At 69.6% G+C, this 19,063-nt stretch carries 17 protein-coding genes and 8 pseudogenes; 15 read left to right on the top strand and 10 right to left on the bottom strand.

The features are described 5' to 3' along the window. The 5 genes and pseudogenes from E1258_RS16295 to E1258_RS16315 all read right to left on the bottom strand — a co-directional run. Positions 1–1,716: pseudogene (locus E1258_RS16295) on the bottom strand (TIGR02680 family protein); the annotation flags it as partial. A 12-nt stretch (positions 1,717–1,728) separates the two neighbouring features. Then, the gene (locus tag E1258_RS16300; protein WP_132401664.1) at positions 1,729–3,120 is read right to left on the bottom strand and encodes a TIGR02678 family protein; all 1,392 of its coding nucleotides are present in this window, start codon (positions 3,118–3,120) and stop codon (positions 1,729–1,731) included. After that, positions 3,117–4,685 (bottom strand): TIGR02677 family protein, encoded by a 1,569-nt coding sequence (locus E1258_RS16305; protein WP_132401667.1) that lies wholly within the window; start codon positions 4,683–4,685, stop codon positions 3,117–3,119. Before E1258_RS16305 ends, E1258_RS16300 begins: the two co-directional genes overlap by 4 nt. Before the next feature lie 36 nt (positions 4,686–4,721). Next, complete coding sequence (locus tag E1258_RS34860) at positions 4,722–5,174, bottom strand: hypothetical protein (protein ID WP_243715494.1); 453 nt, start codon at positions 5,172–5,174, stop codon at positions 4,722–4,724. A gap of 152 nt (positions 5,175–5,326) precedes the next feature. Next, positions 5,327–5,928 (bottom strand): annotated as a pseudogene (locus tag E1258_RS16315) (ATP-binding protein); the annotation flags it as partial. Between the two features lie 514 nt (positions 5,929–6,442). On the opposite strand from E1258_RS16315, the gene E1258_RS16325 reads away from it, so the two are divergent. The 7 genes and pseudogenes from E1258_RS16325 to E1258_RS16355 form a co-directional block, all read left to right on the top strand. Beyond that, the gene (locus E1258_RS16325; protein ID WP_132401707.1) at positions 6,443–7,444 is read left to right on the top strand and encodes an NAD(P)-dependent oxidoreductase; all 1,002 of its coding nucleotides are present in this window, start codon (positions 6,443–6,445) and stop codon (positions 7,442–7,444) included. A 54-nt stretch (positions 7,445–7,498) separates the two neighbouring features. Next, the gene (locus E1258_RS16330) at positions 7,499–7,807 is read left to right on the top strand and encodes a hypothetical protein (RefSeq protein WP_132401670.1); all 309 of its coding nucleotides are present in this window, start codon (positions 7,499–7,501) and stop codon (positions 7,805–7,807) included. Next, positions 7,800–8,525, top strand: a complete 726-nt coding sequence (locus E1258_RS16335) for an IS30 family transposase (RefSeq protein WP_165949790.1) — start codon at positions 7,800–7,802, stop codon at positions 8,523–8,525. The genes E1258_RS16330 and E1258_RS16335 overlap by 8 nt, the downstream gene beginning before the upstream one ends. A 152-nt stretch (positions 8,526–8,677) precedes the next feature. Then, a complete protein-coding gene (locus tag E1258_RS16340; protein WP_256371006.1) occupies positions 8,678–9,121 on the top strand; it encodes an enoyl-CoA hydratase/isomerase family protein in 444 nt (147 codons plus the stop codon). Positions 9,122–9,198: 77 nt separating this feature from the next. Then, a complete protein-coding gene (locus tag E1258_RS16345; RefSeq protein ID WP_132401675.1) occupies positions 9,199–9,819 on the top strand; it encodes a TetR/AcrR family transcriptional regulator in 621 nt (206 codons plus the stop codon). After that, positions 9,779–10,460, top strand: a pseudogene (locus E1258_RS16350) (transposase); the annotation flags it as partial. The gene E1258_RS16345 and the pseudogene E1258_RS16350, both read left to right, overlap by 41 nt. Beyond that, a pseudogene (locus E1258_RS16355) lies at positions 10,438–11,176 on the top strand (M23 family metallopeptidase); the annotation flags it as partial. The pseudogenes E1258_RS16350 and E1258_RS16355, both read left to right, overlap by 23 nt. Positions 11,177–11,280: 104 nt before the next feature. Here E1258_RS16355 and E1258_RS16360 read toward each other — a convergent pair. Then, positions 11,281–11,649: a helix-turn-helix domain-containing protein gene (locus E1258_RS16360; protein ID WP_132401679.1), complete on the bottom strand. Its 369-nt coding sequence runs from the start codon at positions 11,647–11,649 to the stop codon at positions 11,281–11,283. Positions 11,650–11,747: 98 nt separating this feature from the next. Here E1258_RS16360 and E1258_RS16365 point away from each other — a divergent pair, with 98 nt between their 5' ends. The 3 genes and pseudogenes from E1258_RS16365 to E1258_RS16375 all read left to right on the top strand — a co-directional run. Then, positions 11,748–12,152, top strand: coding sequence for a nuclear transport factor 2 family protein (locus E1258_RS16365; protein WP_132401682.1), 405 nt, complete (start codon positions 11,748–11,750; stop codon positions 12,150–12,152). A gap of 303 nt (positions 12,153–12,455) precedes the next feature. Continuing rightward, positions 12,456–12,858: pseudogene (locus E1258_RS34865) on the top strand (transposase); the annotation flags it as partial. Continuing rightward, a pseudogene (locus E1258_RS16375) lies at positions 12,857–13,630 on the top strand (IS701 family transposase); the annotation flags it as partial. The pseudogenes E1258_RS34865 and E1258_RS16375, both read left to right, overlap by 2 nt. 143 nt (positions 13,631–13,773) lie before the next feature. Here E1258_RS16375 and E1258_RS16380 read toward each other — a convergent pair. Together E1258_RS16380 and E1258_RS16385 are read right to left on the bottom strand one after the other, a co-directional pair. Further along, complete coding sequence (locus E1258_RS16380; RefSeq protein WP_132401710.1) at positions 13,774–14,526, bottom strand: SDR family NAD(P)-dependent oxidoreductase; 753 nt, start codon at positions 14,524–14,526, stop codon at positions 13,774–13,776. Between the two features lie 128 nt (positions 14,527–14,654). Next, entirely contained in the window at positions 14,655–15,242 is a 588-nt protein-coding gene (locus E1258_RS16385; RefSeq protein WP_207919589.1) for a hypothetical protein, read from the bottom strand. Between the two features lie 271 nt (positions 15,243–15,513). Here E1258_RS16385 and E1258_RS16390 point away from each other — a divergent pair, with 271 nt between their 5' ends. The 5 genes and pseudogenes from E1258_RS16390 to E1258_RS16410 all read left to right on the top strand — a co-directional run. Then, positions 15,514–15,963 (top strand): hypothetical protein, encoded by a 450-nt coding sequence (locus E1258_RS16390; protein WP_132401691.1) that lies wholly within the window; start codon positions 15,514–15,516, stop codon positions 15,961–15,963. A 252-nt stretch (positions 15,964–16,215) separates the two neighbouring features. Continuing rightward, a complete protein-coding gene (locus E1258_RS16395) occupies positions 16,216–16,641 on the top strand; it encodes an Rrf2 family transcriptional regulator (protein WP_132401694.1) in 426 nt (141 codons plus the stop codon). Next, the gene (locus E1258_RS16400) at positions 16,638–17,222 is read left to right on the top strand and encodes an NIPSNAP family protein (RefSeq protein WP_132401697.1); all 585 of its coding nucleotides are present in this window, start codon (positions 16,638–16,640) and stop codon (positions 17,220–17,222) included. The genes E1258_RS16395 and E1258_RS16400 overlap by 4 nt, the downstream gene beginning before the upstream one ends. A gap of 248 nt (positions 17,223–17,470) precedes the next feature. Beyond that, complete coding sequence (locus E1258_RS16405; protein WP_132401700.1) at positions 17,471–17,881, top strand: hypothetical protein; 411 nt, start codon at positions 17,471–17,473, stop codon at positions 17,879–17,881. Between the two features lie 170 nt (positions 17,882–18,051). Then, positions 18,052–18,222 (top strand): annotated as a pseudogene (locus tag E1258_RS16410) (IS30 family transposase); the annotation flags it as partial. Here E1258_RS16410 and E1258_RS33375 read toward each other — a convergent pair. Next, the gene (locus E1258_RS33375; protein ID WP_165949789.1) at positions 18,190–18,342 is read right to left on the bottom strand and encodes a hypothetical protein; all 153 of its coding nucleotides are present in this window, start codon (positions 18,340–18,342) and stop codon (positions 18,190–18,192) included. The pseudogene E1258_RS16410 and the gene E1258_RS33375 sit on opposite strands and share 33 nt — an antisense overlap. 22 nt (positions 18,343–18,364) lie before the next feature. Next, positions 18,365–18,523 (bottom strand): annotated as a pseudogene (locus tag E1258_RS35900) (transposase); the annotation flags it as partial. Positions 18,524–19,063 lie beyond the last annotated feature (540 nt).

Below are 19,063 nucleotides of genomic sequence, written 5' to 3' on the forward strand. Positions count from 1 at the left end.
GGCGGGTGGGGCGTCGTCGTGCTCGGCGGCGATCCGGTCCCGTTCGGCGGCCACCTCGGCCCGCCGGTCGGCCAGCGCCGCGCGCTGCGCCGCCAGCGCCGCGAGCCGGTCCCGCCGCTGGGCCACCGCGGTGGCCGTGGCGTCGGCGTACACCTCGCGCAGGGTCGGCGCGCCCGGCTCGCCGGTGGTGTCCACGGCGGCGCTCAGCCCGACGGCCAGGTCCGGGCGCGCGATGTCGGCCAGCAGCCCGGCGTTGGCCTGCGCCCACTGCTCGAGCTGGGCGCGCAGCCGGGCGCGGGCCTGCGCGACGGCGTCCTCGGCGCGCCGCTCGGCCTGCTCGGCGTCGGCGGCCGCAGTCGTGGCGCCGGCCGCGTCGGCGGCGGCCCGGGTGTGGTCGCGGTCGGCCTGGTCGTGCCGCGCCACCTGCGCGCGGACGGCGCGCACGTCGTCGCGGCGGGCGGCGGCCCGCGCGGTGATCCGGGCCGCCAGGTCGTCCGGGGCGGCGTCGTCGGCGCTCCAGGTGATCCCGGCCGCCTCGGCGTCGAGCAGGAGATCGGCGGCGAGCCGGTCGGCCGCCGTCCGCGTGTCCCGAGCCGCGACCGTCGCCCGTTCCGACTCGGTACGCCGCCGCGCCGCCGCGCTCTCCTCGGCGACGACGGCCTCGTGGGCCCGCCCGGCCGCCTCGGCCAGGTCGTGCACGTGCCGTTGCTGGTCGGCGAGCTGCTCGTGGGACTGGTATGCCGCCGAGGCCTTCAAGCTGTCCAGGTGGGCGCGCAGCCGCCCGGGCTCGCCCTCCACGGCCCGCAGCCGCTCACCCGCCGCGGACTCCGCCTTCGCCGCCGCGTCGGCTGCGTGACGGGCGTCATCGAGTGCGGTTGACCGGGTGGCGACCGCGTCGCGGCGGGCGGTCAGGGCGTCGGCGGCCGCCCGCGCGTGGGTGCGCAGATAGGTCGAGTAGACCGTCAGGAACGAGGCCGTCGCGGCGTCCGCCGCCACCAGCCCTTCCAGGGTACGGGCGACCGCCTCCATGTCGTCGAACGAGCGGGCGGCCTCCACCAGCAGGTGGTCCTCGACCGGGCGCAGCCCCCGTTGCAGGGTGCGGGACAGCTCGACCGGGTTGAGGTCCTTGGCCAGTTGCGGCTTGCGCAGGGTCAGCACCAGGTCCAGCAGTTGCTCGTAGCGGGCCGGGCCGAGGCCGAACAGCCGGGCGTCGACGAGCTGACGGTAGTCCTCCGCCGAGTCCCGCACCGCCTCGACGCCCAGCCGGTCGATCAGGTCGCGGCGGGTCAGCGGCCGGTCGTCGGCGTCGAGCAGGGAGAAGTCCACCCCGACCCGGCCGTCGACCACGAAGTGCCAGCGGGTGACCCGGTCGACGTGCCGGTGTGCCCGCAACCCGATGCCGACGGTCACGTACTGCTCGCCGTCGCCGAACTCCATCCAGACGTACGCGTGGGTGACCTCCTGCCCTCGGTAGAGCAGGTTCGACTTCATCGTCCGGTCCTCGCTGGCGAACGGATTGAGCCGGCGCGGTTCGATCCGCCCGTCGAGGACGAACGGGAACAGCACCTCCAGCGCCTTGGTCTTGCCGGACCCGTTGGGCCCGCGCAGCACCAGCCACCCGTCGACGAAGCTGAACTCCTCGTCCCGGTAGTCCCACAGGTTGATGATCCCGGCCCGGGTGGGGGCGAACCGGCGGACGGCGCGTTGCTCGATCACAGTCGACTTTCCTCAGAACAGGGTTTCGGTGGTGACGCGGGGCTTGACCATGGCGACCGTGTGGCGGTACCGCCCCACCAGCGGCCGGACGAGCATCCCGCCCGGCACGGCGGTGACCGCGCCGAACCGTTCCAGCAGCGCGACCGCCTCGACCCGCAGCCGGTCCGGGTCGGCGTGCCACTGGGCCCCGAACGCGGTCCCGTACCGCTGCAGGATCTCCCCGACGGCGGTACGCAGGAAACTGTCGGTGATGAACGGCAACCGGCCGGCGCCGTCGGCCTCGTCAGGGTCACTCCGGTCGTCGGCGGCCCACGGCTCGTCCGGACCGGCGTCGTCGAGGCGTACCAGGGTGGCCGCGGGCAGGCCGGCGTCGATGTCGCTCATTAGCGCCTGCTGCCGGGCGTGCCCGTCAGGCGGGGTCAGCCGCTTGACCCGGCGGCCGTCGGGGTCCGCCACCCGGTCGGCCATCCTCACCGCCAGCAGCACCGCGGCCTGCGCCACCGAGCCGGTGCCCGGGAACCGCTCCGCGGTGAACCCGGCGGTGTCCACCAGCAGCACGCCCTCGGCCCGCCGTTCCACCCGCAGCCCGGTCAGCCGGGCCAGGTCGGCGGCGAGCGCGGAGCCACGCAGGTGGTTGGCGACCGCCGGCTCGACGTCGGCGTGGTAGATGACCGGCGACTCCACCACCGCCCGCCGGGCCGCCTGCGCCGCCTGCCGGCGTTCGGCGTTGCCGCTGCTGCTCACCGCCCGATCCAGCAGCGCCGACACCGAGTCGACGTGCTGCAGCACCCGGGTCGGCCGGAACAGCGCGAACACCACGTCCCGCGCCACGTCGTACAGGGCCTCCCCGGCCCCCGGGTCACTGGCCCAGGCGGCGCTGGAGCCGTCGGCCAGCCGCAGCACGCCCCGCTCCTCCAGCCAGCCGACCGCGTCCACGAACGCCCGCCGGTCCGGGCCGTGGTCCGGATCCAACCCCAAGCCGGTGATCCGGTTCGCGTCGCCGGCCACCGAGTCGGCCAACTCGCTGAGGGTGATCTGGATCCCGGCGCGGCCCAGCGCCGCCAGGCACAACGACAGGTACGCGTAGCGCTGCCGGTCGAACGGGCGCCCGGTGCGTGACACCGCCGGCTGGGTGCCGTCGAGCCGGTCCTTCGCCCGCACCAGCCGGGCCGTCGCACCGTGTAGCTCCAGCCGATATCCGAACGCCTCGGCGAGATCCCGCCGCAGCGTGGCGGAGAACCGACGTACCCGGGGCAGCGCCCGCTCGTCCGGCCAGGTCGCCGTGATCAGCGGGTGGCGCAGGACCAGCCGCACCGCCCGCTGGTAGTCCGCCAACTCCAACTCTGAAACGTCGACGGCGAACCGGTGGGCCGCCGGTCGGAGCGCGCCCGGTTCCCCGCTCACGCCGGCACCAACTCGGGACGGTGGACTGCGGTGTGCTGCGCGGCGGTGACCGTCAACGCGTACCCGTCCAGATGCAGCCGGCCCTCGGCGGTGCGCACCGTGGCGAACCGGCCGGGCGTGGGTGTGAGGGTGAGCCGGACGCCGTGCGCGGCGGCCGCCAGCGGCACCCCGGCTCTGCCGCCCACCCGAGCGGCCAACGCGATGTCGAGCAGGCGCAGCAGGACCTGGGTCTGCGACCCGTCCAACTGGTGGTCGTCCACGCCCACGTCGGCCAGCGCCGTCGCCGCGTCGGCCAGCCGGCGCTCCCGGGCGAGTTGGTCGCCGCGCAGCCGGTGCCGGCGCTCGTCGACCCGGTCCAGCCGGGCCGGCCGTCCCCGGCCCCGCCCCGGCGCCCGGCCGGTGGTCACCAGGGTGCGGGACAGCTCCACCGCCGGCGCCTCCCACCACGACAGCCGGCTGGCGATCGCCTCCGGATCCGGGTGCGCCACCCCGACGTGGCGTGGAGCGCCGAGGCCGAACACGGCATCGAACAGGGCGTGCGCGGCCTCCTGGCTGCCGGTATGGGTGAACCACGCGGCCAGGTGTCGCAACTGCGACTCCCGGCTCACCCCACCGCGACGCGCCTCGGTGACCCGACGCAGCAGGGCCAGGACGTCACCGATCGCGGCGATGGTGGCGTCCGACAACCGGTCCGCCTCGCTGAGCTGCTCCGGGCCCGGCGGCGCCAACCAGGACCGCAGCCCCGCCCAGCGCCGCCGCCAGTCCTCCAGCCGCTGCACCGGCGTGTGGAACAGCCGTTCGTCGGCCTCGGCGGCGGCCTCGATCAGTCGGTCCAGACCGGTCGTCTCTACCTCGTGCACCGCCGCGCGCAGCCGGGGCGTGTACCGCTGCAACTCGTCATGGAAGTCCCGCAGGTGAGCCAGCAGCGCGTCCTTGTGCGCGAGGAACACCTCCGGCCGCACGTCGTTGGTGCGGCTCAGGTCGCCCAGCATGTGATAGAAGCGGGCCGCCCGCTCGGCGATGTCGGCCAACGCCCGGTCCAGCCGGTTGAACTTGCGGTAGACCTCCTCCGCGTCCCCCGCCTCGTTGGCTACGGCGAGCGCGTTGAGGTCCGCCAGGAGGTCGGCGAAGACCAGCCGGGACAGCGTCGAGTCGTCCATGCTCGCCGACAGCACCGCCTCCACCGCCCGGTGCGCCCGGTACCCGGCCTCGGTGAACTGGTACACCGAGTGCCGGTTGCGGTACTCCGCCAGCGTCGTGGCCCGGGAACCGTCCTGCCCCCGGTCGAGCACCCCCCACTCCACCAGGGCGTCGAGCAGCCGCGGCAACTCCAGCCCCGCCGGATCCGGGCAGTCGGCGTCCGCGTCGTGCAACGCCGCCAGCGCCGCGGCCACGTCGGAGGTGTGCAGCACCACGTGGTAGCTGGACCGCGCCGAGTCGAACGCCCGTAGCAGCCACAGGTAGGCGAACCGGTTCTCCGCCGTCACGTAACCGAACAGCCGCATCCGGTCGTCCAGCGCGAAGTCGTCCAGCCCGAACGTCGGTCGAGATGGCTGCGCCGTCATCATCTACCTCCCACCGGAAGCGGACAGCCCCCCACCCTACCCAGGAGAGCCACCACGTCGGCCGGGCGCGCGGGGATCGGCGGCAGCCTGTCCTGTGGTCGTGGTCGTGGTCCGGACGGGAAGCGAATCTACGGCAAACCGACCAGCTGCTGCCAACCGCCGAGAGCGGCAGGGGTAGTCCTCGTCGAAGGGTGACCGCGCCCTCGGGGCGTGGGGGAAGACGATGTCGTGGGCGCCGGTGTCGAGGTAGGCCAGCCACCACGGCTGGTCGGGGGTGTGCGTGGAGAGGCCCTCGATCAGGGCCTGCTCGTAGGCGGCGGCGGTGACGTCGTCGGCCTGGCACGTGGTGGCGTAGGCGCCGAAGACCGGCGGCATGGCGGTGGTGATCGAAACGCCGGCAGTGGTGTGGCCAGCGATCCAACTCACGTCGGCGGCGGCGCCGATGCGCCAGTCCCGCCCGTCCCTGCTGACCTGCGCACCGCCATTCAAGCCGCTGCAGCGACGGTTGGCGTGGGAGTCAGGCCAGTCAAGGAACGGCGGCCCCGCGCCCCCGTTATGGGCAGTCACCCCGTACGCCATCCCCACGCTCGATCGATCCCCGGCTCTCGCACATCGTGTCCGAGGCATCGGCCCTCGCCCTAGTGCTGGATGGCGGACAGTTGGCGGACGTCGCGGTCGATGAGCGCCTGGACGTAGGCGTCGAGGAACCGCTGGCGGCGGTGCGGGTGGTGGCCTCGGGCAGGCCGCCGCGCACGATCCTGGCCGCGTAGTCGGTGCGGGTCACCTCCGACTCGTGTCGCAGATCCGGACCGAACGCGAACAGGGCGTCGACGAATCCGTCCGGCGCTGCGTCGAGTTCACCTTGGGACAACGGCCAGAGCTCGACGGTTTCCATCCGGCCGGGCAACGCGTCCGGGGCGGCGACCATGCCGAAGAGGCGAGACGAGCCGGTGAGCAGATAACGGCCCGGGCGGGGATCCTCGTCGGCGGCCGCCTCGATGGCCAGCAGCAGCTCCGGAGCGCGTTGGATCTCGTCGATGACCAGGAGTTCCGGCGAGTCCACGAATCCGACCGGATCGGCGATCGCCGCCGCCCGGTCCTGCGCCCGGTCGAGATCGCGGCGCTCGGCGAGACGATCGCCGGCAACGAGGCGGACCAGCGTGCTCTTGCCTGTTTGGCGTGCTCCGTTGATCAGGACGACCGGCACGTCCTGGTTGGAAACAGCCGTCGGTCGACCGCAGATCCATCGACCCGCGCAGCACCATCGCCTCACGCAACAAAACGGTGCCGACGGCCCGCGCGGTGGCCGCGGTCACAGCTCCGGTGAAGGACCCACAGGCGGGTGCCGCAGCCTGACTGGGAGATCTCCGACGCGGACGGTCACCGCGCCGGTCCATACCCTTACGCCAGCCGCCGGCGACCGCGGGCATCCACGCCGCAGCGTCGGTACGGGACAGTCTTCTGGGCGGCTGGCGGTAGGGCTCGGACTGGGGCGGCCGGGATTGCTGTCCGGGCCAGGAGGCCCTTGTTGCACCCGCGGTCGATTCCTCGACGAATTGTCGGCGTTCGAGGAGGCCTGAGTCGGCAATGAGCCATCCCGCTGATGACAAAGTCATCCCAAAGCGTTGACGATGTCATCTCGATTGCTTACGCTGGCTGTGATGACGCCGTCATCTTGTGACGCCGGGGCTCTCGGTCCGCGGGAGTCGACATCCGTACGTATGCCGTGGGCGTCACGCAATCGTCGAGGAGTGTCGATGAAAATCTTTCTCACGGGCGGATCGGGCTTCGCCGGAGGAGCAATCCTCCGGCGGCTGGTCAACGACGGGCACACGGTGCACGCGCTCGCGCGGTCCGCGGCGGCCGCGGACGCGATCACATCGGCCGGCGGGCTCCCGGTCAGCGGTGACCTGTCGGACCTGGTCAAGTCCGGCAGCGGGCCTGCATGGCTACAGATTCTCGGCGAGGTCGACGCCGTGGTGTACTCGGCGGCCTTCATGGCCTTCTGGGGACCCGACCAGGTTTTCGTCGACCGCAACCTGCTGCCGACCCGCGCCCTCTACCAGGCCGCCGTGGACGCACGGGTCAAGCGATTCGTCTTGGTGTCCGCGGCCAGTGTCTCCACCGGCACCAATCACGACCACACCGTCGACGAGAACTCCGACACGGGCAAGGCGAACATCGCCTACAGCCGCGTGAAGCTCCGCACCGAGCAGGAACTGCTTGCCCTGCCGCACGGGAACACGTCCCTGGTCGTCATCCGGCCGCCGTTCCTGTGGGGCCGGGGCATGACCCACACCTTGCAGGGATTCATCGACTCCGTGGAAGCCGGCCGATTCTCCTGGATCGACGGAGGGCGGCACATGGTCGACTTCTGCCACGTCGACAATTTCGCCCACATCATCACGCTGGCACTCGACCGTGGGGATCACGGCTTGATCTGCTACGTCACCGACGGCAGCCCTCGCCCCGCCCGCGACTTCTTCACCCCTCTGCTGGCCACCCGCGGCGTCGACGTCAGCGCGGCCAACAGCGTTCCCCGGGCAGTCGCCTCACCTCTGGCCACGCTCATGCAGACCGCCGCGAAAGCGCGTCGCAGCGCCACCGCGCCACCGCTCACCCCTTGGATCATCTCGTTCATGGGCCGCGACCGCGTCTACGACATCACCCGCGCACGACTTCGACTGGGCTATCAGCCGACGATCACCGTGGAAGAAGGACTCCGGCAAATGGCGCAATCCCACAACATGGGCCGATGAGCTTCGCGCCTACGCCACCCGACCAGTGGAACGAACCTCTTAAAGCAGTTCACAGTGGACGACCAGACGTCGAAGGTACGTCGAGTCACGTCAGCCAGTCCACCGTTCAACCTGATCGGCGCGGACACTGTGGCTGAACTGTCGGACATCGTCGACCGTCTGAGCGGCGAGGAACAGGTCAGCGTCGTCATCTTCGACAGCGCAACGCCGGGATTCTTCTTCAACCACGTCGACAGCGACCAGATCCCGGCCATCGCGGACATGGCCGGCAGCGGGCGGCGAGTTCAGTCAGTCGTAGCACTTGATCTTGGTGGTTCGGTGGGACAGGATGCCCGCCGTGCGCAACATGTTGACCTTGGCTGATCGTGAAGAGATGTTCCGTGGTCTGGTCGAGGGCCTGGAATACAAGGAGATCGCCCGGCTGATCAGCCGGAATCCGTCGGTGGTCTCTCGGGACGTGGCCCGACACGGCGGCCGGGCGGGGTACCGGGCGGTGGCCGCCGATGAGTCGGCGGCGCCCGGCCGGCGGCGGCCGAAGGTGTACGCGGTCGACCGGTCACCACGGCTGCGAGCGGTGGTGACCGAGCTGCTGCGCGGTGGCTGGTCGCCGGCGTCGATCGCGGGCCGGTTGCCGCGCGACTACGCCGGCGATCAAGCTGTACGGGTGTCCCACGACGCGATCTACCAGTGGCTTCACGCCCAGCCGGTGTCCACCCTGGCCCGGGAACTCATCGCGTTACGCACCGGCCGCACCGCCCGCCGCTCGGGGCCGCGTCCGGCCCCGGCACCAAGGATCCGCGAACCCCGCTACCTCGACGAACGTCCCGCCGAGGCCGACGACCGGCAGGTCCCGGGACACTGGGAGGGCGACCTCGTGATCGGCAAGGGCGGAAAGTCGGCGGTGGCGACGCTGGTGGAGCGGACCTTCCGGTTCCTGGTCCTGGTCCCGCTGTCCGGCCGCGACGCGTTGACCGTCGGCGACGCGATCATCGCCGCCGCCGGGACCCTACCGCCGCGGATCGCGAAGCAGCCCTCCAAGATGTTCGCCGAACTCGTAGAGGCAAATGCTTCGACCGCCTGAATTCGCCGGCCCTTGCCCGGGTTCGTCGAACTCGGCATGCGCTTGGCTGCCGCACCGTTCGTCAGCATCGCGTCGATCCGGGGACGTACCCGTGGCGGCGGCGCGGAGTACACCGCCGCCTTCGACTGCGCTACGCCAGCCGGGAACAGGCGATCTTCTGCCAGCCCGAGGTCGGCTTCGGTTTGGTCCCCGGCGCCGGCGGCACCGAACGACTGACACACCTCCTCGGCCGCGACCGGGCTTTGGAGGTACTCCTGACCGGTCAGGACTACGACGCCGACCGCGCCGCACAGTACGGCTGGGTCACCCGGGCGATCCCCGACGCCGAACTCGACGACTTCGTCAACGCTGTGGCCCGGCGTATCGCCAGCTTCGACAAACAAGCCATCACGGCGGTCAGAACCCAGGTGAACCGCTCCACCTTGCCGCCGGAGGAGAACCTGCTGGCGTCGTTCGTCGAGTCCGCCCGGTCCACCACGGGACCTGGCGTCGAGGCTCGAGGGCGGGCCGTCGGCAAACTCATCGCCCAGATCGGGATCGACGACCTCGAACGAAACCTGGGCCACCACCTCGAGTCGCTGGCCGAACAGCCGTAGCAACCTCAGGGGCTGGTAGCCACAACCCTTCGCCTACGGTCGGCAAAGGCGTCCTAACCCGGCCATAGGATGAACGGATGATCCGGGCTGAAACCGCCGCCGCGACACGCCAGGCCCTGCTCGAAGCGGCGGCCGAGCTGCTTGACCACGGCGGCCTCGAAGCCGTGACCCTCCGTGCCGTTGGAGCGCGGGCAGGGGTCACCCGTGGAGCCCCCTACCGGCACTTCCCGGACAAGGAACACCTCATGATCGCGGTCGGCAGTCATGCCTGGGACGAACTCGGTCAACGAATCGGCGCCATCCACCGAGACCCCAGCCTCACACCGGCCGCAAAGCTGCGGGCCCTCCTCGCCGCTTTCATCAACCTCGCCCGCCGCCAACCCCATCTCTACCGTCTGATGTTCAGCAGCCCCGCCAGCGATCCCACCGCGTTCGCCCGGGCTGCCCAGCCCACGCAGGACGAATCCCTGCAAGTAGTCGCCGCCGTGACCGGCGAACACCACGCCCGCCGATACGCCGCCCTACTCCTCGCCAGCGCCGACGGCATCGCCGGCATGGAACTCACCGGCCAGCTCGAAGGCGACAAATGGCACACCACCGCCGAAGAGCTGATCGACACCCTCGTCACCATGGTCGCCGCTCAAACACCGGATCACCTTCCAGCGGACCAAGACGTGGAAGGAGTCCACCGACCCTGACCGGGACACCAAGCTCGCCCGGATCGAGTACGTGAGCAGCCACTTTCCGCAGCGGGTGTTCGCGTTCGACGAGTTCGGGCCCCTGGTGATCCGCCCGCAGGCCGGCACCGGGTGGGCACCGGCCGGGCACCCACGCCGGTTGCCCGCGAACTACCACAAGCTGCACGGCGTCCGGCAGTTCCACGGCTGCTACAGCGTCGGCGACGATCAACTCCGGGGCGTCGTGCGCCGCCGCAAGAGCGCCGGGCCCGAACACCCTCGCCGCCTTGAAGTCGATCCGGGCCGTCCGCCCTGATGGGGCACCGATCTACGTCATTCTGGACAACCTGTCCGCGCACAAGGGCTCGAAGATCCGGTCGTGGGCGGCCCGGAACAAGGTCGAGCTGTCCTTCACCCCAACCTACGCCTCCCGGGCCAACCCGATCGAGGCCCAGTTCGGACCGCTACGCACCTTCGTCATCGCCGGCTCGAACCACCCCGCGCGGACCCGGCACCTGCAGGCGTACCTGCGCTGGCGCAACGCCAACGCCCGCCACCCCGACGTCCTGGCCGCCCAACGCCGCGAACGTGCCCGCATCCGCAGCGAACGACAACGACGCTGGTGGAGGTGGCCAGTTGTTGCGGAACCTGGCCGGCGGTGACCGGGACTCGGTCGGGCTGTTCCAGCAGCGCCCCAGCCAAGGGTGGGGCAGCCGCGCCCGGCTTCAGGACCCCGTCTACGCGTCGGAGAAGTTCTTCGGCAAGCTGGCAACGATCGGCGGCTGGCAGGCGATGCCACTCACCGAGGCCGCCCAGGCCGTGCAGGTCAGCGCCTTCCCCGACGCCTACGCGAAATGGGAAGGACCCGCCACCCGACTGGTTGCCGGGTGCGGGGCCACCGGCCCGTGGACGCAGCCGGTCCTCGCCCCTGTCGGGTCAGGGGTCCGTACCTCGGACCGGCCCGGCCACGACGGCGTCGACCTCAGCGCCCCGCGCGGCGCCATCATCCGCGCCGCGTCCGCCGGGACCGTCCGCACCGTCCGCTGCAACGCCGTCCACACCGACACCGGCGCCGAATGGGGCTGCGACCGCGACGGCGACCCCGTTCTCACGCGCGGGTGCGGCTGGTACGTCGACATCGACCACGCCGGCGGCCTGCTCACCCGCTACTGCCACATGGACCAACCCCCGATGGTGACGGTCGGGCAGCCGGTCGCCGTCGGCCAGCCCATCGGTGTCGTCGGCTCCACCGGCCACAGCTCCGGCCTCGCACCTGCACTACGAGGTGCACCACCACGGCGACCCGAGCCCGAACGGCGCGATCGACCCGGTGCCCTTCATGGCCGCTCAGAACGCCCCGCTCCGCACCAGGCCCTGATGTAGGTTCGCAAAAGAGATGTCCCACTTGCAAATTAAATGACCATGGTTTGTCCCATGGGCCATTTTGGTGAGAACCATTTCCGCGCGATCTTCTTGGTGAGTTCAGCGGCGGGTGTCGTACTCCTCCCGTGCCGCGAGCACCGCCGCGATGTGCTCCTCCGCCCAGCGGCTCAGTGCTTGTAGGGGTTCGTGCAGTGTGTGTCCCAGCGGGGTCAGTTCGTATTCGACCCGGGGCGGCACCTCGGCGTACGCGTGCCGCGCGACGAGTCCGTCGCGTTCCAGGTCTCGAAGTGTGTCGGTGAGGACCTTCCCACTGATGCCGTCGACGGTGGCACGGATGTCGCCGAACCGTCGGCGGCCGCCGCCGAGCACGATCACCACCATCGCCGTCCACTTGTTGGCGATGCGGGCCAGCGAGGTACGCGACGGGCACGTCGCGGTGAGGACGTTGAGATGTGGGTGCTGTGACACCAGCCACACCCTCCCATTAGTTACGTTGAGGTAACTGGTCACTGTTGGTAACCATAGGCTACCAGCAGCGGTAATACCTCGACCCAAGGGAGACTTCGATGTCCAATTCCACCGCTACTCTCGCCGTCGCCCGCCGCTACGTGGACGCGATGTCCGCCAAGGACTTCGCCACGGTCGCGAGCATGTTCGCCGACGACATCGTGTGGCACCAGCCCGGCAGCAACCGCTTCTCCGGCACGCGTCGCAGCGCCGCCGCAGTCAACGAGATGCTCGGCGGGCAGATGGGCGTCACCAACGGCACGTTGGAGATCCAGGTCACTGGCGCCCTCATGGTCAACGGCGCGCTGTGCGCCCTTCCCGTGCACTTCAGCGCCAAGCGTGACGGCGCCGAGATGTCGATGGACGGCGTCGACGTGCTGCGTGTTGAGGGTGACAAGATCGTGGAGGTGTGGCTGTTCTCGACCGACCAGCAGGCAGAGGACGCGTTCTGGGACGCCGACTGAGGGCGTCAGCTGGCCTGGGCTGGTCGCACATCAAGCTGCCATCCAGTGTCGGCGATCACCGGAAATCCGCGAGGTAGGTCCGGACAATGACCGCTCCAGTCGTCCGGACCTTCTCCGCGGACCACTGCGCAGGGCCTTGATCGTCCGCAACCTGGATACGGACGCGGCAGCTTATAGGCTGGCTTGGGTCGCGGCGATCCGCACCGTTCGACTTACAACTCATACAAAATGATGTTGGGCGTAACCGGCTGGACGTGAGGATCGTTCTGTCTGGACGTGAGGAGGGGTGAGCAGCCGCCGTGGATCGTCTCGGACGATCTGTGGGCCGAGATCGCGCCGCTGCTACCGCCCCGGCCGCCTCGCCGGTACCGCAACCCCGGACGCAAGCCCCTAAATGACCGCAAGGTGCTGTGCGGGATCCGGTACGTGCTCTACACCGCGATCTTCTGGGAGTACCTACCCAAAAGCTGGGCTTCGGGTCGGGAATGACCTGCTGGCGCAGGTTGCGGGACTGGAACAACGCCGGCGTGTGGCAACAACTGCACGAGATCCTGCTGGGCAAACTCCGGGTTACCGGGCAACTGGACATGTCCCGGGCGGTGATCGACGGCTCCCACGTCCGGGCGCTCAAGGGCGGCCCAAAACCGGTCCAAGCCCGGTCGACCGCCGCAAGCCAGGCTCGAAACACCACGTCATCACCGACGCGGGCGGCATCGAAGGTCCCCGACACCGAGCGGTACCGGCCGAAGTGGCTGATGGCCCTGGAGATGCTCGACGAGTTGGCCGAGTGGGGGCTGCGTCCGCCGCTGCTGACCGCCGACGCCGGCTACGGCCAGGTCGCCGAGTTCCGCCAGGGCCTGACCGAACGCGGCATCGGCTACATCGTGGCGACCACGTCGTCCACCACCGCGCAACCCGGCGACGCCCAGCCGGTCGAGGTGCCTTACGCCGGAGTCGGCAAGCACCCCACACCCAAGTACCCGCACCCGGCCCGCAGCCTGAAAGACCTCGCCCTCGCCCACGGCGCCGACGCCACGACGTTGGTGCGCTGGCGTGCCCGGCTACCCACACCCGAGCACAACCCGGACCGGCCCGCCGGTGAACTGTCCGGACACTTCTTCGCCCTGCGGGTGCGTCCCGCCGGCCGAATGATCCAACGCGGACCCCACCGCGGCGACGACGGCGTCCTGCCCGAATGCTGGCTGCTCGTGCAATGGCCCCCCGGCCAGGACGAACCCAGCGACTACTGGCTGTCCGACCTGCCCACCGACACACCACTTGCCGAACTGGTCCGCCTGGCCAAAAGCCGCTGGCGTATCGAGCACGACTACCGCGAACTCAAAACCGCCCTCGGTCTCGACCACTTCGAAGGACGCTCCTGGATCGGCTGGCACCGCCACGTCACCCTCACCGCAGCCGCCCAACTGTTCCTCACCCAACTGAGGCTGACACGCCCAAAAGCAGTGGGGCGAACCTGAGCCTCTACGCCGTCCTCCGCGAACTGCAGTACCTACTCGCGACCTGGCTCGGGTTCTGCCCCCTCTGCCGCCAACTCGTCCCAACCTAACAAAGCACTATTAGGCGCCGGGACCGGAACGCAGAGGCTGTTCCCACCCTCAGGTCAGACCGCGAACGGACCGCGTACTGTCACTCCGCCGTCGACTACCAGACTCTGCCCGGTCACATAGGACGAGAGCGGCGAAGCCAGGTAAACGGCTGCCGCAGCGGCATCGCGCGGTGCCCCGAGCCGGCGCATCGGGATCTCGGGTACTTCGCCGTCGACATGTGCGGACTTCGCGGCGGCCGTCGCGATGGCGCCGCAGGCCACAACGTTCATGCGTATCGCGTCGGCGGCGTACTCCGCGGCTACTGTCTTAGCGAGACTGGCCAGGCCGGCTTTGGCAGCGCCATATCCGGCCTGCATGGGCGCGGCCATGACCCCGGTCACCGAACCCACACTGACGATGGATCCGCCGCCACCCTGAGCCAGAAAGGCGCGGATTGCAGCACGGGCCGCCCGAACGACGTAACGCAGATTCATCTCGTACGCGAGGTCCCAGTCGTCGTCGCTCATCTCATGCAGCCGCATTGCGGGGACGAACGCGACTTGGCCTCCAACGACGGTGACGAGCGTGTCAAGCCGTCCGAAGGCGGCGACGGACTGGCTGACAAACCCGTCGATGGCGGACGGAGATCGCACGTCACCGGCGAGCGCGACGGCCCGGAGGCCGGAGCTCACCAACTCATCCGTAGCTTCGCCGGAACGCTCCGGATCGAGGTCGGCGACGGCGACCGCCGCACCGGCTGCGGCGAATGCCCGCGAGACAGCGCGTCCGATTCCGTCGCCTCCGCCGCCAATGATCAAGGCGTTCATGCCGTCGAGCGGTCTGGCGAAGCCGTTCACGGCCGGATCTTCCCACACCACCAGGCGACCCGGCGTCGACGCACTCTTCTGCCGCGTGGCGCGCTGCCGTCCATCGCCCCGGCTGCCGCCACCTGGCGCTACTGTGAGTATTCGGCGTGCAGTTCGGCGTACGGCCGGCGGCGGTCAGGGTGGCGCCGAGTTCTGCCGATGCCGATCTCGGCGCAGCAGTGCGTGCCCGGCGTGCGGGCACGATGCGCCGGACACTCCTCGGCCAAGGCGCGAACCTGGTCGGCTTCCAACTCGAACGCCTCGCGGCTGCCGGTCAGCACCAACGTGTCTGCGGCGATGTCCCACCGAAGATGATCGCGAAACTCCTGATGCCAGGCTCGTCGATGGTCACCGATCGGCCGCACCGGCCACGCGTGAGGGGGTAGGACGACGGTGTGTGGCCGGCCGGTCCCCAACCGGGAACGGACCTGCTTCCACCGTGACGGCGGGAACGCGAGACGGTGATGTAGCAGTACCAGGTCGAGCGGGCGTCCCCAGCCATGGTGGGTAGGCAGTTTCGCGTGGCGCAACGGGAGGTAGACGATCGTGTGCGGTGATCGGGCAGCCAGACCCCACGCCTGGGTGAACATCACCGCTGTTTCCTTGTCGAGGCAGAACTGGGCTCCGAGACGGCCCTCGTAGAGGCCGGCAAACGTCGGCGCCTTCGCCGGCCGCACGACTCGGTACCGGTGGCACCCGAGCTGGACGGTACTGACCGTCACCGGCCATTCGCGTCCGCCCAACCATCGACCCACTCCAACAACACCCTTCGATACCACTTGCCGTCTCGCCTTCCGGCGAGCATTGTCTCCGGACCTGGCACCACACGGCGACCGAGTTACCCGACGGCGTTGAACCCGATTCAAGATCGAGCGCGCTCTCATGCCGCGCTGAGGGCGGGACTTGGTCCGCCGCTACCTGCCCGCTGAGTCCCGGATGATGGCGTCCATGAGCGATGAGGTACGACGCGCCGTGGTCGCGGAGCTGCAACGGCTCGCAAACAGCCCCAACTTTCGGGACCGCGCGGACGCCGGCCGCGCCCTGGCGAGCTTCGCGGATATGCCGGGAGTGCAGCAACCGCTGCAGCAGCTCCTGCTCGACGCCGCCGACACGTTCGTTACTCGCGCCACCGCGGAAGCCTTACTCCGGCAGGAGGACGCAGCCGGCCTGGCGGCAGTGGCGTCGGCCCTGACCAGCGCCGATGACAACCATGCTGACTGGATCCACACCGCAGTCCGCGACGTATTCACGATCTACGCCTACAAACGGGACGCCGCAGTGCGGACGTGCGACGCGATGATCGAGGGTCCTGATCTACCACTTCGCCTGGGGTTAGCCCAACTGCGCGACATGCTGATCGAGATCATCCCGGTTCTCCGCCCTGTGGGCGAAGATTGAGCCGATCAAGATTGGGCAGACGACCCATCCGCATCTGCCGCGAAGTGCTCGTTACGCTCAGTGGCCGTCTTCGGGTGCTCGCGTCCGGACGTGCCGATGAACGGGCGCTCGATCACGCTCCGATGAGCGTCTGCGTGATTCGTCCCGCCGGCCGACCCTGGCCGGCCGACCTGAACGTGCATATGTGCACACCGACAGTCGAACGTAACAGAAATGGTTGCTTCTGCTGCGCGTGTCGGCGAGACTGTCGAGGTGGCGGCCAACAGCAGGGTGACGATCGCGGCCCACGCCTTGGCGTGGCTGGAACTGGCCAGGCGGCGCGGTCGGGAAGTGCTCACCTCCGAAGAGGTGGCGGCCAGCGTCAACACCAACGCGGTCATCGTCCGGCGCAGCCTCGGCGACCTGCAGCGCGCCGGCCTGGTGAGGGCACGCCGTGGCAACGGCGCCGGCTTCTCCCTCGGACGCCCGGCGACGGAGATCACGCTGCTGGACGTCTGGCTCGCCGTCTCGCCGGAGCCGCTCCTCGCCCTGCACCACTCCGAGCCGAACTTGGAGTGTCAGGTCGGACGCGGGATCCGTCCGGTGCTCACCGACCTGTATGACGAAGCAACCAACACGTTCCGTGCGGCGCTGGCGCGCTGGACCGTCAACGACGTTCTGGAAAGGATCCTGGCATGATCGTCGAGTTGCGCCGGTACACCCTGCACGAGGGACGCCGCGACGAGCTCATCGACCTGTTTGACCGCGAGTTTGTCGAGACCCAGGAGGAGCTGGGGATGGCCGTGCTGGGCCAGTTCCGTGATCTCGACCGACCCGACCGGTTCGTGTGGCTGCGCGGGTTCACCGACATGCAATCGCGTCGGACCGGCCTGACGGCCTTCTACTCCGGCCCCGTGTGGGCGAAGCACGGACCAGCGGCCAACGCGACGATGCTCGACTCGGACGACGTACTGCTGCTCCGCGAGATCGTCGCGGTACCGGTATTCGACCGCGGCACCGCCAACCCCGAATCGGTTCTGCACGCGACAATCTGGCATTGGGCTGGCCCGTTCCCCGACCCCACTGAGAGCCCAAAGGAGACCCTGGCCGTGCTACGGACCGAGTACGCCGCGAACGACTTCCCCCGGCTACCGGTTCGTGAGGGGGAGCACGCGCTGGTCTGGCTCACCCACTCACCCCTGCAGGCAGACGTCCCCGTGGAGGTGGTGAAGACCGAACATCTCCGCCTCCGCCCCACCCACCGCTCTACCCTCCACTGAGGAAATTCAGGGTGGGCCGTCGACGCCGACTCGCTCGCTCGCTGATGCCGCCGATCAGCACGACACGATCCGGACCGCCGCTCGATCGGACGCACGCACATGCCGCGAACGGGTCGTCACGGTGGGTAATGGCGATGCTGGTCGTCAACTTCCGGTCGTGCCGATGTGCGCACAGCCGAACATGCTTGATATGCAGGGAATGGCATCGCGAGCCGGGCGGGCAGCGCCGATAGGGGCGAGGAGGGCATGTGGAGCGCGGCGAGGTTTGGTGGGCTCAGATAGACGAGGAGCGGCCTGTCGTGCTGCTCCAGGGAGGTGCGGGGCCGGAGTACCGAGCCATGCAGATCGTCGAACCGGCCACCCCGGCGCAGAAGCTCGGGTTCGTCCTGATGTCTGGCGAGCAGGCGGTCGACGTCGATGAGCGACGCCGGATCGTCGAGGAGGCCCGGCCGGACGCGATCATCGGCATCGAGGTCTTTTTCGGGACAGAGGAGGGCCTGGCGGAGAGCGGCGTGGTCCGAGTGGCGCTGCCTAAGGACGGGAGAGTTTTTTGCACCTGGAGCACGGCCGTCAGCGAGGAGTCACTGATCAAACGGATTGGCACCCTATCCCTGGCCAAGCAGCACGAGTTGGACGTCGCCCTGGCGCTCGCCGGCTAGCTGGGAGTGATCACGCCTCATCTCACGGCGCAGCCGGCCTCGATCGCCCCGACGACCCCCGCCGATGGTGCGAAGTTCCGCGTCGCCCTTTAGCGAGGTCGACGTGGCAAGCCCATGGTCCCATGCGCGGATCTGCCGCGACTGGGCGCGCGGCGGTTCCGATCGGCTGTTACTTTCCGAAGGGCACCGACCTGTCGAGGTGGTCCGACGAGGACCTCGAAGCCGTCGCCCTCGCGGTCAACAACCGGCCCCGCAAGAGCCTTGGCTGGAAGACCCCAGCCGAGGTCTTCGCCGAACAGCTACGCCCACTACAACAGCCCAGTGTTGCAACGACCGATTGAACTCGCCGTGGCCCGTTTGAGGATGTCGACGTCCTCGCGCAGCCGGCGGTTCTCCCGCCGCAGCCGCGCCAGCTCCTCCCGCTCGTCGCTGGTCAACCCCATCCGACCGGGTGCCGGCATCGAGATCGGCCTGCCTGACCCACTCACGTACCGCGGTCTCGGTCAGGTCGAAGTCCCTCGCGACCTGCGCAATCGTCCGGTCACCCCGTCGACACACCTCGACGATTTCCGCCTTGAACTCCGGCGTGAACGCCCGACGCGGCCGACGTGGTTTCTTACCCATGCCTTCCATGATGAACATCCTCCCGAGGAGCACACAGCCCCTCTGAGCTGGGATGTCCGTCAAACCGGGTCAGGCCCAGATGGCATGAGAGTCCTTCGGCTTGAACCCCGAGCTCCGCACCCAGCCGTTACCAGCCACGCACGTCGGGGCGGGGACGGACCCTCGGACACTGGCCCGGAATCACACCATCGGCAACACCCTCCGATCCATCACACGATGTAATCACTGCACCGCGCGACCTCGTGTCGCACGGAAACTGACGGGGGCTGGCGGTCATCGACGATCGTCACCCGACTGCCCGGGGGCAGGTCGGACAGCCGACCCGTTGACATGGTGGACGCTTCGTCGGCACGCACCGCGAGGCCGGTGTGGGCGACAGCAGGACGTCTCAGCAGCACCGCTCACCATAAGGTAAGGCTCGCCTCACTGCCAGGGCGTGTGATGAACTCCGGCGGGCGGTGACCCGTCCGACCACGACCACGTACCGTGCGGTTGTACTGGTCGCGGCCGTGGTCGGCCTCGCGTCGGTCGGATCCGTCGTGGTGGCTGTGCCCGGGC

The organism is Micromonospora sp. KC207 (assembly GCF_004348615.1).
Classification (GTDB): domain Bacteria; phylum Actinomycetota; class Actinomycetes; order Mycobacteriales; family Micromonosporaceae; genus Micromonospora.